Raw genomic sequence first — 14,188 nt, forward strand, 5'->3', positions numbered from 1 at the left:
CATTGGCCATCGCACCATGCCAGGGAGCGGCCAGCGCCGGAAGGGCTCAGCTCCGGCGCGGTGCCCCGCGCACGTGGCCGAACAGCGCGAAGCCGGCGGCGACGAAGCCCAGTGCGACGGCCTGGTTCGGCGCCATCGCGATGGTGCCGTTCCAGATCAGCAGCGCCAGCAGCATGGCCAGCGAGCCGAGCATCATGAAGGCGGGCATCGCCGCCTCGTCGACCATTCCGGCGAGGACGACCGCGCCCATCATCGCAAGCAGCGGAACGGCGAGTTCAAAGCCCATGGTTCACGGCCTCCCTATGGCTGGAATGAATCCTTCTCACAACGTCCAGCCGCCGTCTATGACAATGGCCTGGCCGGTGACGAAGGCGCTCTCCTCGCAGGCCAGGTAGACCACCAGCGCGGCCATCTCCTCGGCGGTTGCGAGGCGGCCCATCGCCTGGCGCGCGACGAAGGCGGCGCGCGCGGCCTCGAACGACCCGGCGGCGGCGGCGTTGGTCGCGATGCGTTCATGCAATGATGGCGTGTCCACCGTGCCGGGGCACAGGCAGTTGCAGCGGATTCCCTGCGTCACGTAGTCGGTCGCGATCGACTTGGTCAGGCCGATCACCGCGGCCTTGGTGGTGCCGTACAGGAAGCGGTTGGGCGCACCCTTCACCGAGGAACAGGCGCTGGACATGTTGACGATGGATCCGTGCCTGCGCTCGGCCATGCCGGGCAGGACGGCGCGCGCCACCTTCCACATGGCGCGCACATTCAGCGCGAAGCCGACATCCCATTCGTCATCGGTGCAGGTGACGACGCTGTTCTGGTGGACGAAGCCGGCGCAGTTGAACAGCACGTCGACCGGGCCGGCCTCCTTCGCGACGCGCTCCACCGCCGCATCGTCCAGCACATCCAGCGGCAGGTGCGTGATGCCGCGCGCGCCCAGTTCGCCGACCTTCTGCGCGTCGCGGTCGGTGGCGATGACGGTCGCACCCTCGGCGGCCATGGCGAGGGCGGCGGCGCGGCCGATCCCCTGTCCCGCCGCGGTCACCAGCGCGCGCTTGCCTGCCAGCCTGCCGGTCATCGGCACCCTCCCTGTCCTGGCCCCGAGGATGGGCGGCGGCGGCGGGCGGCGTCAATTGAGGCGCGTGGCTTGACGCGGCAGGCGGCCGCGCGGCTTGCTTGCCGGGGCCGATGAGGAGCCAGGGCAATGAATGCGGACGGGCGGATGCGGCTGGGCGTCTTCGTGCAGGCGGCGGGGCATCACGTGGCCGGCTGGCGGCACCCCGATGCCATCCCGGGTGGCCCGGACCTTTCCCTGATGCGCCACATCGCCGTCACCGCGGAACGCGGGAAGTTCGACATGTTCTTCCTCGCCGACAATTTCGCGACGGGGTACGCGGAACACCCGTCGTCGATCGGCAAGTTCGAACCGATCACGCTGCTGTCGGTGCTGTCTGCGCATACGACGCATCTCGGGCTGGCGGCGACGGCATCGACCACCTATTCCGAGCCCTATCACGTTGCGCGCGCCTTCGCCTCGCTGGACCACCTGTCGGGCGGGCGGGCGGCGTGGAATGTCGTGACGTCGTCCTATCCGAAGAACGGGCGCGTCTTCGGGCGCGAGCATCCGTCGCATGCCGATCGCTACGCGATCGCTTCCGAATTCGTCGAGGCCTGCCTGCAATTGTGGGATAGCTGGGATGACGACGCCTTCGTCATGGACAAGGCGCGCGGCACCTTCGTGCGGCCAGGTTCGCTGCATGCGCCGGATTTCCATGGCGAGCACTTCACCGTCACCGGCGGGCTGAACCTGCCGCGCTGCCCGCAGGGGCATCCCGTGATCATCCAGGCGGGCAGCTCCGCGCCGGGCCAGGCGCTGGCGGCGCGCACCGCGGAGGTCGTGTTCACCGCGCAGAACGACATCGACGAGGCCCGCGCCTTCTACCGCGCGCTGAAGGGGCAATTGGCGCCGCACGGGCGCGGCGAAGACACGCTCAAGATCATGCCCGGCTTCATGCCCATCATCGGGCGCGACGAGGCCGAGGCGCGCGCGTTGTTCGCGGAACTGAACCGCACGCTGGACATGAAGCAGGCGAATACCGTGCTGTCCGATCGACTGGGCACCGACATGTCGGGGCATGACCTCGATGGCCCGGTGCCTGACCTGCCCGAGAGCGACCACCTGAAAAGCCGCGCCAAGCTGCTGCTCGACACCGCGCGGCGCGAGGGGCTGACGCTGCGCGACCTTTGCTACCGCGTCGCCGCCGCGCGCGGGCACATGATGGTGATCGGCAGTGCCACGCAGGTGGCGGACGCGATGGAACGCTGGTTCCGCGAGGGTGCCGCGGATGGCTTCAACCTGATGCCGCCGTTCTTTCCCGGGCAGTTCGACGCCTTCGTGGACCAGGTGGTGCCGATCCTGCAGCAGCGCGGGCTGGTGCGGCGTGAATACGAAGGCACGACGCTGCGCGACAACCTCGGCCTGGCGCGGCCGGCGAACCGGCACGCGGGGCGGATGGACAGCGCGGCGGAGTGACGCCGTTCAGTGATTGTGCCGGCTCTCGCCGCGCGTCTCCAGGATGTTGAGATACAGCGTCGCGGGTTCCAGGCAGCCGCCGGTGCCGAGGCTGCCGACGGAATTGCGGTAGATCTCCTCCCACGGCGTCTTGTTCAGCAGGTCTGGCGGGGACCACGCAGCCCGGCGGGCGGCGAGTTCCTCGGCCGGGATCAGCACATCGACCTTGCGCGTGTTGAGGTCGATGCGGATCGGATCGCCATCCTTCAGCAGCGCGAGCCCGCCGCCGACCGCCGCTTCCGGCGAGACATTCAGGATCGAGGGCGACCCGGACGTGCCCGATTGCCGCCCATCGCCCATGGTCGGCAGCGCGCCGACGCCGCGCCGGATCAGCGCGCCGGGCGGCTGCATGTTCACCACCTCCGCCGCACCCGGATAGCCGACCGGGCCGCAGTTGCGGATGACCAGCACGGTCTTGTCGTCGATGCCCGAGTTCGGGTCCTCGATGCGCGCGTGGTAGTCCTCCGGGCCTTCGAAGACGGCGACCTTGCCTTCGAAGACATCGGGCGGGTCCGACAGGAAGCGGGCGCGGAATTCCTTGTCGATGACGCTGATCTTCATCACCGCATTGTCGAACAGGTTGCCCGACAGCACGACGAAGCCGGCGCGCTCCTTCATCGGCTTGGACAGCGGGCGGATCACCTCGGGGTCGGGGGCAGGGACGTTCGCGAGGTTCTCGGCCAACGTCTTGCCGGTGACGGTCATCACGTCGCCATGCAGCAGCCCGGCATCGAGCAATTGCTTCATCACCGCGGGGATGCCACCGGCGCGGAAGAAGGCCTCGCCCAGGTAGCGCCCGGCCGGCTGGCAATCGACCAGCAGCGGGATGTCCGCACCCACGCGCTGCCAGTCCTCGACCGTGTGGTCCACGCCCATGTGGCGCGCGACCGCGACCATGTGGACCGGGCAGTTGGACGACGCGCCGATGGCGGAGGCGACCGCGACGGCGTTCTCGAAGGCCTTCTGCGTCATGATATCGGAGGGGCGCAGGTTCGCTTCCACCATCTCGACGATGCGCCGGCCGGTCTCGTAGGCGATCTGCCCGCGCTGGCGATACGGGCCGGGGATGGCCGCGCAGCCGGTCAGCGACATCCCGACCGCTTCAGCGAGCGAATTCATCGACAGCGCCGTGCCCATGGTCGAGCAATGGCCGACCGATGTCGCGCTCGCCGCCACCATCTCGATGAAGGTGTCGTTGTCGATCTCCCCGGCGGCGAGCATCTTGCGCGCCTCCCAAACGATGGTGCCGGAGCCCGCCAGGCGCCCCTTCCACCAGCCATCCAGCATCGGCCCGCCGGACAGGCCGATGGCGGGGATGTTGACGGTCGCGGCACCCATCAGCTGCGCCGGCGTGGTCTTGTCGCAGCCCAGCGTCAGCACAACGCCGTCCATCGGGTAGCCGTGCAGGATCTCGACCAGGGACAGGTATTGCAGGTTGCGATCCAGCGCGGCCGTCGGGCGCTTCAGCGTCTCCTGCACCGGATGGATCGGGAATTCGAGCGGCACGCCGCCGGCATCGCGGATGCCCGCCTTCACCCGTTCGGCCAGCGCGATGTGGTGGCGGTTGCACGGCGCGATGTCGGAGCCCGTCTGCGCGATGCCGATGATCGGCCGGCCCGACTGCAATTCGCCGCGCGTCATGCCGAAATTCAGCATGCGTTCGATATACAGCGAGGTCATGCCCGGGTCGGTCGGGTCGTTGAACCAGCGCTGGCTGCGCAGACGGAAAGCCCGCTTCGTCTGGTCGTCCGCCGCCATCACGCTTCCCCCTGGTTCGATTGGGGGAAGCGTGGGTCGTGCCCGGCGGGGCTGTCAACCGTCAGGGATAGTTGATGTCGGTCAGTTCGCAGGTGTTGATCTGCATGCGGTCGATGTTGCGCCCGCCTTCCAGCACGATGCGGATGTCGTTCATGCACTGGCCGTTCGGCAGGCGCACGATGAAGGACTGGCCCGGCGGCAGGACGTTCGCGCCCAGATGGTCGCGGCCCCAGTCGCTGGTCGAGGAGGAGTTGGCGTAGATCTCCATGATCGTCTGGTTCGATCGGTTGTTCAGCCGGAAGGACGGGTCGGTGGACTGCGCCTGGGCGGCACCGGCGAGGCCGAGGGCGGTGGCGGCGGCAAGCGAGCCGAGGCCGAAGACGGCGCGACGAGTGGTCATGTGCGGAATTCCGTGGTGCTTCGCCGGATCGGCGACGCGCCAAGTCTCGGCGCGCCCCGATTACCGGTCCATGAAGCAGTTCACGCGCAGCGGGCGCGTCCCGCGGCGCGCTATGCGCCCGCGGCTTCTTCCAGGAAGCCCTGGACGGTCGCGAACAGCGTGCCGCGGTTGCGTTCCATCAGCAGGGTGTGCGTGCCCTCGCCCAGCATCACCAGGCGCTTGCCGGGGCTGTTGGTCAGCAGCGGGAACAGCGCCGCGGCCATGGCGGGCGGCGTGTCGCGGTCCCATTCGCCGACCACCAGCAACGTGGGTGCGGTCACCTTCGACGGGTCCCACCAGGGCCGGCCGGCCTGGCCGTATTCGCGGCTGTCGAGCAGCACGCCATTGGGCGCGCGCAGCACAGGGGGGTTGCGGCGCAGGCCCTCGGGGTCGGTCGCCCAGGTCACGCCGGCCCAGTGTTCGAACCAGCCGGGCGGGATCAGCCCGGCGCGCTTGGCCTCGGGCACGCCGTCGATCCAGCGGGCGCGGGCCTGCGCCTGCGTGACCGTGCGATAGGCGCCGAGCGTGGCCGGCGTGCCGGCGGCGGCGGGGCTCGGGCCTTGGCGCAGCCAGGGCGGCGCCACCAGCACCAGGCGTTCGACGGTGGCGGGGCTGTCGGCGGCGAAGCGGCCCATCAGCGTGCTGCCCCAGGACCAGCCCATGTGGATGATGCGCGGGGTGTTGCGGTGCTGGCGGATGAAGCCGGCCACCGCCGAGATGTCGGCCAGCGCGGTGTCGCCGCGCACGATGGGCGCATTGGCCTCGGGCGGCTGGGCCATTTCGGGCGGGCGGGTGCTGCGGCCATAGCCGCGGATGTCCATGCACCACACGTCGAAGCCGCGACCGGCGATGTAGTCCATCCAGGACAGCCCACCCAGCGGCAAGTCGAAGGCGGTATGCGCCGGATAGGTCGCGCCATGGACGAACAGGAGTGTCCGTTGCGGCACGAAGGCGGTCATCGTGCCGGGGCGCTTGTTGCGGACGAATACTTCGATCCCCGGGTCGCCGGCGGGGACCATGTATTCCTCGGTCAGGATCTCGACCGCCTGGGCCTGCGCCTGCGCGGCGATGATGGGCGCGGCGAGGACAGGGGTCGCGATCAGGGCGCGTCGGTGCATGGCGGCCTCGTGAAATGGTCGGCGGCAGGATAGCGCGCCCGTTGGCGTCGCGCACCGTCCCGGTCTAGACCGGCGCGCATGGACGCCGGGGGCATGGCGGCGGCGGGGCCTCCCGTGCGCCCGGGATGGCGCGCCGAGGCGACGGCCACCCTGCGACTCGCCTTCCCGATCGTGCTGACCAACCTGTCGCAGATGGCGCTCGCGCTGACCGAGACGGTGCTGCTCGGGCGGCTGGGGACCGAGGCGCTGGCTGCCGGCATGTTGGCGGTCAGCCTGCATTTCGCGCTGCTGGCGCCGGGCTTCGGCCTGGCGCTGGCGGCGGCACCCCTGCAGGCGCAGGCGCGCGGGGCGGGGCGGCTGCCCGGGGTGGCGGCGCGCGGCTGGGTGCGCGCGGTGCGCCGGGCGACGCGCGCGGCGCTGTGGGCCTGCGCCATCATGCTGGTGCCGACCTGGGTGCTGCTGTGGGAAGCGGCGGCGGTGCTGCGCGCGCTGGGCCAGGACCCCGCGCTGGCGGCGCTGGCGCAGGACTACACCCGCGCGGCGATGTTCGGCATGCCGGGCTTCTGCGGCTTCGTGGTGCTGCGCGGGTTCCTCGCGGCGATGGAGCGGCCGGGCGCTGCGATGTGGGTCGCCTTCGGCGCCGTCGCGTTGAACCTGCCGCTGGCCTGGCTGCTGATCTTCCCCGCCGGGCTGGGCGTGTTCGGCGCGGGGCTTTCCATCGCCATCGCCAATCTCGGCATGCTGGGCGCGCTGGTGGTGGTGATCCGCCGCGACCGCGTATTCCGCCGCTTCCGCCTGTTCGGCCGCGTCTGGCGGATGGATGGCGCGCGGCTGCGCGAGGTGTTCGTCGTCGGCCTGCCGATCGCCGGGGTGATGCTGCTCGAGATCGGGGTCTTCACCGCCGCGGCCTTCGCGATGGGCTGGTTCGGCACGGTGGCGGTGGCGGCGCATGCCATCGCGATCCAGACGGCGTCGGCCAGCTTCATGGTGCCGATGGGGATCGGCCAGGCGGCCACCGCGCGGGTCGGCCTGGCGATCGGCGCGGGGGATCCGCGCGGGGCGCAGCGCGCGGGCTGGGTGGCGGTGGCGCTGGGCGCGGGCTTCATGGCGGCGATGGCGCTGGTGCTGGTGCTGGCGGCCTCGGCGATCGCGCGGGTGTTCCTCGATGCCGGTGATCCGCAATCGGGCGATGTCGCCGCGCTGGGGGCGACGCTGCTGATCATCGCCGGCGCCTTCCAGCTGGGCGACGGGATCCAGGTGGTGGCCGCCGGCGCGCTGCGCGGGCTGAAGGATACGCGGGTGCCGATGCTGTTCGCAGCCCTGGGCTATTGGGGGATCGGGCTGCCCTTCGGCCTGCTGATCGCGCAGGTCGGCGGCGTCGGGCCGCCGGGTGTCTGGATCGGGCTGGGGGTCGGGCTCGCGCTGGTCGCGGGGATGATGCTGCTGCGCTGGCGGCGGCTGTCGCGCGCCGCCGCCAGCGCGCCGGGGGTCAGTCGCTCTCGGGCGGGATGACGTTGGTGTTCAGCCCGTCGACCAGCACGTCGCGCATCGTCTCGGCGGCCTTGAGGCGGATGTCGTCCCAGGCTTCCGGCGTGTGGAAGGCGATGTGCGGGCAGATGATGAGGCGCCCGGTCAGCCAGTCCTCGCGGTCGCGATAGGCGCGCAGCAGGGACGGGATGTCATTGCCCGGCGGTTCCACCGGGATCACGTCGAGCCCGGCCGCGGCGACATGGCCGTCGCGCAGCACGCGCTCCAGCGCATCGATGTCCAGGATCGGCCCGCGCGCGGTGTTGATGACGACGGCATTCTTCGGCAGCAGGCGGAGTTCGCGTTCGCCCACCAGGTTGCGCGTGGTGCGCGTCAGCGGGCAATGGATGGACAGCACGTCCGCCTGCGCCAGCATCTCGTCCATGGTGCGGGTGCGCGTGACGCCGATCGCGCGGTCCGCGCCATTGGGCAGCGCGGGATCGTAGAACACCACGCGGTAGCCAAGCGCCTTGGCGCGCAGCGCGGCCGCCGTGCCGATGCGCCCGAGGCCGAGGATGCCGAAGGTCTGCACCTCCTGCCGGCGCACCGCGGGGCTGCGCATCACGCCCCAGGGGGCGGGGTTCGGGCCGCGCTGGGTGTCGTGGTACATGGTCAGGCCGCGGCGCAGCGCGAGCGCCATCAGCACCGCGAATTCCGCCACTTCCTGCGTGCCGTAGTCGGGCACGTTGCAGACCTTGATGCCGCGCGCGGCCGCCGCGGCGCGGTCCACGCGGTCATAGCCGACGCCCATGCGGATGATGACGCGCAGCTTCGGGAAACGGGCGATCTGGTCGGCCGGCACCGCCATCCGCAGCGTCATCAGCGCATCGGCCTGCTGGCACAATTCGTCCGGCAGTTCGGCGAGCGACGTCTTGCAAGGCCCCTGCAGGATCCGCACGGACGGTCCCATGATCCGTTCTTCGAGCGAGGTGTCGGGATAGAGCCCCTCGGGCTCGAGCACGGTCAGCGTCATGCGGTTCCTCCGTCGCGTGGCGGCGGAGGATGCGAGCGCGCCGGCGGCCTTGCAAGGCGGCGCGGGTCAGCGCGCGGGGCAGCGCCAGGTGCCGGTGACCGAGATCGATTCGCTCTCGGGCAGGCGGTTGTGCGGGATCTGCCGCACCAGGGTGGTGGCGCGGAAGCGGCCGCCCAGGCCGTCGGGGTTGATGCTGACGCTGCCGGCCTCGGCGGGGTCTGCTTCGGCGACCGTGCGTTCCCAGCGGCCTTCGGGTGTGCCGACCCGGATCGTGAAGGCGCGGCCGAGCTGCACCGGCCCTGCGGCCTCCAGCGCGCCGGGGCGCGGCAGCACATCGAGCAGGAAGCCCGATTGCGGCCCGAAGGGCACCCATTCGGGCGTCAGCCCGGCGGCGACGCCGTCGAAACGCCCGCTGAAATAGACGGAGTAGCCATGCGCGACATTGGGGGGGTCGCTGCGCGGGACCGACGGATCGCGCCCATCGGGATGGTGCCCGCGCGTCGGCCGCAGGCAGAGATGCGTCGCGTCGCCCGGATGGGTGAGCACCACGCCGCGCCGCTGCACCTGGCCGGTGATGTCGAAGGCGACGTGCAGGTTGCCGTCGGGTGGCGGCGCCGGCGCGCAGCCGGACAGCAGCAGCGCGCCGGCGCCCCACCACGCGCACGCCGGGGCGCGGCGCCGCCCCGCCCCGGCGTCCGGGCGCATCAGAACATCGCCGTCGGCGCCACGGTCGAGCCCGACCCGCCCTGCACCTTCAGCGGCTGCATCATGAAGGCGAATTCCTTCTGCGGCCGCCGCGCGAGTTCATCGAGCTTCATGTTCTCGAGCAGGTGCACCCCATGCACCACCAGCGCGATCTGGTGCACCGGCAGCGACGCGTTCGGCATGGTCTTGGACGGCGCGCATTCCACCGGCCAGTTGTCCGAGCCCATCAGCATGGGGTTGCGCGCGATGATCCATTCGGCCGCCGCCACGCCGATGCCCGGGCAGGTGCGGACATAGCGCGCATTGTCGCGCCCCCACAGCGTGCCCCAGCCGGTGTGGATGATGACGGCGTCGCCTTCCTGGATGGTGCTGTTCTGGCGTGTCAGCGCCTGTTCCAGGTCGGCCACCGTGATCTCGTAGTCATCCGGCAGCACGGGCACGCCCTTCGCCCCCGCGACGTCGATCAGCAGGCCGCGCGTGAAGATCGTGCCGATGGTGTGCACGCCCATCTCGGTGAAGCCGGCGCGCGAGCTGATGGAGGGCAGGTTGACGCAGTTGTACACCTCGTCGCCGATCGTCTGGTGCGGGAAGGCATCCAGCTGCGTGCCGACCTGGCCGATCTCGGTGATGACGATCTCCTCGTTCGACCCGCGGCGATTGGCCTCGGGGTTCATGAAGGTGCGCTTGGTGTGCAGGTCGAAGCGGCGCGTGCCGAAGAAGGGCATGGTGGGGGCCAGGGTGTGGCCGAGCTCCACGCTCTCGCCGGTGCGGATCAGCCGCGCGGCGGATTGCGCGCGCGCCGGTGTCATCAGGTTCATCGAACCGCGCCGGTCGGCGGCACCCCAGCGCGACGGGCAGCGTTGCGCGGCGGCGGGCGGGGACCAGTTCTGCTGCGCCTGGACCGGCGTTGCCGTCAGCCCCATATGAGCCCCGCCGCAGGCGAGGCACGCCGCGCCGAACAGGCCGCGGCGCGAGAGCGTCTTCATGGCGTTCCATCCCTTGTTATAGTGTTTCGTGGCGACGCCCGTCGCCGCGGCAGGATGGCACGGCCCAGGGAGAGAATGCGATGGCGGATCGGAACATTCTCGTGACGGGTGCCGCGAGCGGCATCGGCGCCGCGTGCTGCCGCGCGCTGGCCGCACCCGGGGTCGCGATCGCGGTGCACACGCGCGGCAACCGGGAGGGTTCCGCGCGGACCGCCGCCGCGGTGCGCGAACGCGGCGGCGAGGCCTTCGAGATCTTCTGCGACCTGGCCGAAGCCGGCGCGCCGGAACGCGCGGTGGCGGAAGCCGCCGGCTTGCTGGGCGGGCTCGATGTCGTGGTGTCGAATGCGGGCTTCGCCGACCGCACGCCGGTCGCCACGCTGACCGACGCGGCCTTCGCGAAAAGCCACGACGCCATCGCGCTGGCCTTCCTGCGGATCGCGCGCGTGGCGGGGCCGATCCTGCGGCAGGGGCGCGACCCGCGGTTGATCGCGGTGTCCTCCTTCGTGGCGCACCTGTTCCGCAACGACGTGACGGTCTTCCCAGCGTCGGCGGCGGCGAAGGCGGCGACCGAGGCGCTGGTCAAGGCGCTGGCGCTGGAATGGGCACCGGAGGTCACGGTGAATGCGGTGGCGCCGGGCTATACGCGCAAGGATCCGGGGGCGCATGCGGCGCTCGATGCGGCGCAATGGGATGCGATCGCGGCGCGCATCCCGATGAAGCGGCTGGGCACGCCCGATGACGTGGCGGCGGTGGTGGCCTTCCTGGCCTCGCCGGGCGCGGCGTACGTGACGGGGCAGGTGATCCATGCCAGCGGCGGCGTGGTGATCTGATGCTGCGGCGCGCGCTGCTGCTGGCGCTGCTGGCCTTGCCCGCCGCTGCCCAGGACCAGGGCGCGGTGCATGGCGGGCCGGTGCGCGCCCTGGCCGTGGCGCCCGGCGCGCTGGCCAGCGCGGGCTTCGACCAGTCGGTGATCTTCTGGGACCTGGCGAGCGGGCGCGCGCGCGCCGTGGTGCGCTGGCACGCCGGCGCGGTGAATGCGCTGGCGGCGCTGCCCGATGGCGGCGTGGCCTCGGGCGGGGAGGACGGACGCATCGCGATCTGGCCGGCCGATCCGCGCGCGGGCCGGCCGCTGCGCGTGCTGGAAGGTCACGACGCGCCGGTGGCCGCGCTGGCATTGCGCGATGGCGTGCTGGCCTCGGCGGCGTGGGACGGCACGGTGCGGCTGTGGCGCGAGGGTGCTGCGCCGCGTGTGCTTGAAGGCCACCGTGGCAACGTCAATGCGGTCGGGTTCCGCGCCGATGGCGTGCCGGTCAGCGCCGGCTTCGATGGCACGCTGCGCGCGTGGCGCGACGACGGGACGGCGGATGTGGTCGCCGAATTCGCCCTGCCGCAGAACGCGCTGGCCGCGCTGCCCGATGGCGCGGTGGCGGTGGCCGGCGTGGAGGGCGTGGTGCGGATCGTGGCGCGCGACGGCGCGGTGCGGGAAGTGTTCGCGGGCGCGCGCCCGGTGGTGGCGCTGGCGGCCAATGGCGCCGGCACGCTGCTGGCCGCGGCGGGGCTGGGCGGCAGCGTGGCGGTGCTGGCGCTGCCCGACGGTCGTTTGCTACAGACCCTGGATGGCCCCGGCACGCCGGTGTGGTCGGCCGCCTTCGACACCGATGGCCGCACGCTGTGGACCGGCGGGGCGGATCGCCGCGTGCGGCGCTGGGATGCGGTGGCGGGGCGTGCGCTGGGGCCGGTCGGCGAGGCGGCGGATGCAACGCCGCGCGACGGCCTCGACCCCGAGGGGGCGCGCGTGTTCCGCGCCTGCGCCGCCTGCCACGCGCTGAGCGCGCAGGGCGGCAACATGGCCGGCCCGCACCTGCATGGCCTGTTCGGGCGGCGGATGGGCTCCGTCGCGGACTATGCCTATTCCGAGCGGTTGGCGCGCGGCGATATCGTCTGGACGCCGCAGACGGTGGCGGACCTGTTCACGCGCGGGCCCGACGTGGTGACGCCCGGCACCAGGATGCCGGTGCAGCGGCTGGAGAACGCCGAGGACATGGCCGCGCTGCTGCGTTTCCTGGACCAGGCGACGCGCTGATCAGCGCGTGCCGACCAGCCGGCCCTGCGCGTCGTAGCGGCGGATATTGCCGGCGCTGTCGCGTTCGGTGGTGCCGGACAGCCGGCCCTGCGCGTCGTAGTGGCGCACCGTGCCGTTGCCGCCGCGTTCGGAGGTGCCGGACGCGCGGCCCTGGCGGTCGTAGTGGCGCATGGCGCCATTGCCGCCGCGCTCGCTGGTGCCCGACAGGCGGCCCTGCTGGTCGTAGCGCCGCACCTGGCCATTGCCGCCGACCTGGCTCTGGCCGACCATGCGGCCCTGGGCGTCGTAATGCGTGACGGTGTTGCCGCTGCGGCTGCTGGAGCCGGCGATGCGTCCTTGCGCGTCGTAGCGATACTGCGTCTGTGCCAAGGCAGGCGCGGCTGCCAGAAGCGACAGCAGGAGCAGCACAACGAGGCGTGTCATCGCGCGGTTTCCTTCCCGTCGGGGAGGATACTGCCGCGCCGCGCGCACCCTGTCACCGAAATGAATCAGGGCAGAAGGCGGTGGATCGTGACCTCGCGCAGCGTGCGGTCCTCGAGTTCCAGCGTGGTCGGGACGGCGTGGCGGACCAGCGGCTGCAAGCCCGCGCCGGGCAGGTAGGCGCGGCCGGGGTCGGCCAGCAGCACCTCGGCGCCCGCCGCGGCCATGGCGCGCAGCCAGGGCAGGATATGCGCGGTCATCGGCGCCTCGTAGCAGACATCGCCGGCAAGGATGACATCCCAGCGGCAGGCGCTGCCGACGATGTCGCCATCGGGCGTGGCGATGTGAACGCCGTTCAGCGCGGCGTTCAGGCGCACGGCCGCCAGCGCCAGCGGGTCGATCTCGGCGGCCTCCACCAGCGTGGCACCGGACAGCGCCGCGGCCACCGCCGCGATGCCGCAGCCGGCGGCGAAATCGAGCACGCGCTTGCCCGCGACGCGCGCCGGTTCGTCCAGCAGCAGACGCGCGGTGGCCTGCCCGCCCGGCCAGGCGAAGGCCCAGAAGGGCGGCTCGATGTTGCGCTCGGCCAGCCAGGCTTCGGTGGCCTGCCAGATCGGCGTGATCTCGGTGGCGAGGTGCAGCGCGATCTCGGGCACCAGCGTTGCGCGCGCGATCGTTGTGTGGGTGCGGACGAAGTCCTCGGGCGTCACAACCGGCCGATCAGGAAGGCCAGTGCGACCGCCAGGCCGACATCGCGATTGGCCTTGAACAGCCGCAGGCACAGTGCCGGGTCGCGGATGTCGAGCAGCACGACCTGGCGCGCCAGCAGCGCCACCGGCACCAGCAGCGCGGGGGCGAACCACCAGGACAGGCCGGCGAGCCATCCGGCCAGCGCCAGCAGCACGACCATCACCGCGTAGCAGCCGATCAGGAAGGGCCGAGTCGCGTCGCCCAGGCGCAGCGCGGTGGAGCGGATGCCGACCAGCGCATCATCCTCGCGGTCCTGATGCGCGTAGATCGTGTCGTAGCCCAGGATCCAGAAGAACCCCGCCGCCCACAACGCGAAGGCCGCGGCATCCAGCCCGCCCGTCGCCGCCGCGTAGCCGGTCGGTGCCGCCCAGGAGAACACCAGGCCGAGCACCGCCTGCGGCCAGTCGGTCACGCGCTTGGCCAGCGGATACAGCGCGATCGGCACCAGCGACAGCACGCCGAGCAGGATCGCGCTCCAGGGCAGTTGCAGCAGGATGAGCAACGACACCGCCAGCAGCCCGACCAGGAAGGCCAGCGCCTGGCGCGGCCGCACCGCGCCCGAGGCGAGCGGCCGTCCCGCCGTGCGTTCCACCTGGCGGTCCAGGTCGCGGTCCCACAAATCATTCACCACGCAGCCGGCGCCGCGCATCAGCACCGCGCCCAGGCCGAACAGGATGGTCAGCCACAGCCCGCGCCCCCAGGAGGGCGCGGCCAGCGCGAAGGCCCAGAAGCCCGGCAGCACCAGCAGCCAGGAGCCGATCGGGCGATCGAGGCGCATCAGCAGCGCATAGGGGCGCCAGCCCTCGGGCAGCCGCGCGACCCAGCCGCCGGCGCGTATGTCGGTGTATCCGCTCACGCGCCGT

General features: G+C 71.8%; 15 protein-coding genes. 4 read left to right on the forward strand and 11 right to left on the reverse strand.

Annotation, left to right across the window (positions count from 1 at the left end; translation table 11 throughout):
* Window positions 1-46: 46 nt before the first annotated feature.
* On the reverse strand, window positions 47-286 hold the full coding sequence (locus tag LQ222_RS16635; protein ID WP_230167955.1) for a hypothetical protein: 240 nt from the start codon (window positions 284-286) through the stop codon (window positions 47-49).
* A gap of 36 nt (window positions 287-322) precedes the next feature.
* Window positions 323-1,072 (reverse strand): SDR family oxidoreductase, encoded by a 750-nt coding sequence (locus tag LQ222_RS16640; protein WP_230167956.1) that lies wholly within the window; start codon window positions 1,070-1,072, stop codon window positions 323-325.
* Between the two features lie 126 nt (window positions 1,073-1,198).
* Between LQ222_RS16640 and LQ222_RS16645 the strand changes: the two genes are divergently transcribed.
* A complete protein-coding gene (locus LQ222_RS16645; protein WP_230167957.1) occupies window positions 1,199-2,527 on the forward strand; it encodes an LLM class flavin-dependent oxidoreductase in 1,329 nt (442 codons plus the stop codon).
* Window positions 2,528-2,533: 6 nt separating this feature from the next.
* On the opposite strand, the gene LQ222_RS16650 is transcribed toward LQ222_RS16645, so the two are convergent.
* From LQ222_RS16650 to LQ222_RS16660, 3 genes are all read right to left on the reverse strand, one after another.
* Window positions 2,534-4,324 carry an IlvD/Edd family dehydratase gene (locus LQ222_RS16650; RefSeq protein ID WP_230167958.1) on the reverse strand — a complete coding sequence of 597 codons (1,791 nt, stop codon included), beginning with the start codon at window positions 4,322-4,324 and terminating at the stop codon, window positions 2,534-2,536.
* A 61-nt stretch (window positions 4,325-4,385) separates the two neighbouring features.
* On the reverse strand, window positions 4,386-4,724 hold the full coding sequence (locus LQ222_RS16655; RefSeq protein ID WP_230167959.1) for a hypothetical protein: 339 nt from the start codon (window positions 4,722-4,724) through the stop codon (window positions 4,386-4,388).
* A 110-nt stretch (window positions 4,725-4,834) separates the two neighbouring features.
* A complete protein-coding gene (locus tag LQ222_RS16660; protein ID WP_230167960.1) occupies window positions 4,835-5,881 on the reverse strand; it encodes an alpha/beta hydrolase in 1,047 nt (348 codons plus the stop codon).
* Window positions 5,882-5,995: 114 nt separating this feature from the next.
* Here LQ222_RS16660 and LQ222_RS16665 point away from each other — a divergent pair, with 114 nt between their 5' ends.
* Window positions 5,996-7,393 (forward strand): MATE family efflux transporter, encoded by a 1,398-nt coding sequence (locus LQ222_RS16665; RefSeq protein ID WP_230167961.1) that lies wholly within the window; start codon window positions 5,996-5,998, stop codon window positions 7,391-7,393.
* Here the strand turns inward: LQ222_RS16665 and LQ222_RS16670 are convergent.
* From LQ222_RS16670 to LQ222_RS16680, 3 genes are all read right to left on the reverse strand, one after another.
* A complete protein-coding gene (locus LQ222_RS16670; RefSeq protein ID WP_230167962.1) occupies window positions 7,371-8,381 on the reverse strand; it encodes a C-terminal binding protein in 1,011 nt (336 codons plus the stop codon). The two genes, LQ222_RS16665 and LQ222_RS16670, sit on opposite strands and share 23 nt — an antisense overlap.
* 66 nt (window positions 8,382-8,447) lie before the next feature.
* Window positions 8,448-9,086: a hypothetical protein gene (locus LQ222_RS16675; protein WP_230167963.1), complete on the reverse strand. Its 639-nt coding sequence runs from the start codon at window positions 9,084-9,086 to the stop codon at window positions 8,448-8,450.
* Window positions 9,086-10,072, reverse strand: a complete 987-nt coding sequence (locus LQ222_RS16680) for a cyclase family protein (protein WP_230167964.1) — start codon at window positions 10,070-10,072, stop codon at window positions 9,086-9,088. Before LQ222_RS16680 ends, LQ222_RS16675 begins: the two co-directional genes overlap by 1 nt.
* Window positions 10,073-10,152: 80 nt before the next feature.
* On the opposite strand from LQ222_RS16680, the gene LQ222_RS16685 reads away from it, so the two are divergent.
* Window positions 10,153-10,902, forward strand: coding sequence for an SDR family NAD(P)-dependent oxidoreductase (locus LQ222_RS16685; RefSeq protein ID WP_230167965.1), 750 nt, complete (start codon window positions 10,153-10,155; stop codon window positions 10,900-10,902).
* A complete protein-coding gene (locus LQ222_RS16690; protein WP_230167966.1) occupies window positions 10,902-12,155 on the forward strand; it encodes a c-type cytochrome in 1,254 nt (417 codons plus the stop codon). The genes LQ222_RS16685 and LQ222_RS16690 overlap by 1 nt, the downstream gene beginning before the upstream one ends.
* Here LQ222_RS16690 and LQ222_RS16695 read toward each other — a convergent pair whose 3' ends face one another.
* The 3 genes from LQ222_RS16695 to ubiA all read right to left on the reverse strand — a co-directional run bounded on the left by LQ222_RS16695 (window position 12,156) and on the right by ubiA (window position 14,181).
* The gene (locus tag LQ222_RS16695) at window positions 12,156-12,578 is read right to left on the reverse strand and encodes a type IV secretion protein Rhs (protein ID WP_230167967.1); all 423 of its coding nucleotides are present in this window, start codon (window positions 12,576-12,578) and stop codon (window positions 12,156-12,158) included.
* 65 nt (window positions 12,579-12,643) lie between these two features.
* Window positions 12,644-13,285: a methyltransferase gene (locus LQ222_RS16700; RefSeq protein WP_230167968.1), complete on the reverse strand. Its 642-nt coding sequence runs from the start codon at window positions 13,283-13,285 to the stop codon at window positions 12,644-12,646.
* Complete coding sequence (ubiA, locus tag LQ222_RS16705; RefSeq protein ID WP_230167969.1) at window positions 13,282-14,181, reverse strand: 4-hydroxybenzoate octaprenyltransferase; 900 nt, start codon at window positions 14,179-14,181, stop codon at window positions 13,282-13,284. Before ubiA ends, LQ222_RS16700 begins: the two co-directional genes overlap by 4 nt.
* Window positions 14,182-14,188 lie beyond the last annotated feature (7 nt).

It is taken from the genome of Roseomonas sp. CECT 9278 (assembly GCF_918698155.1).
In the GTDB taxonomy this organism is placed as follows: domain Bacteria; phylum Pseudomonadota; class Alphaproteobacteria; order Acetobacterales; family Acetobacteraceae; genus Neoroseomonas.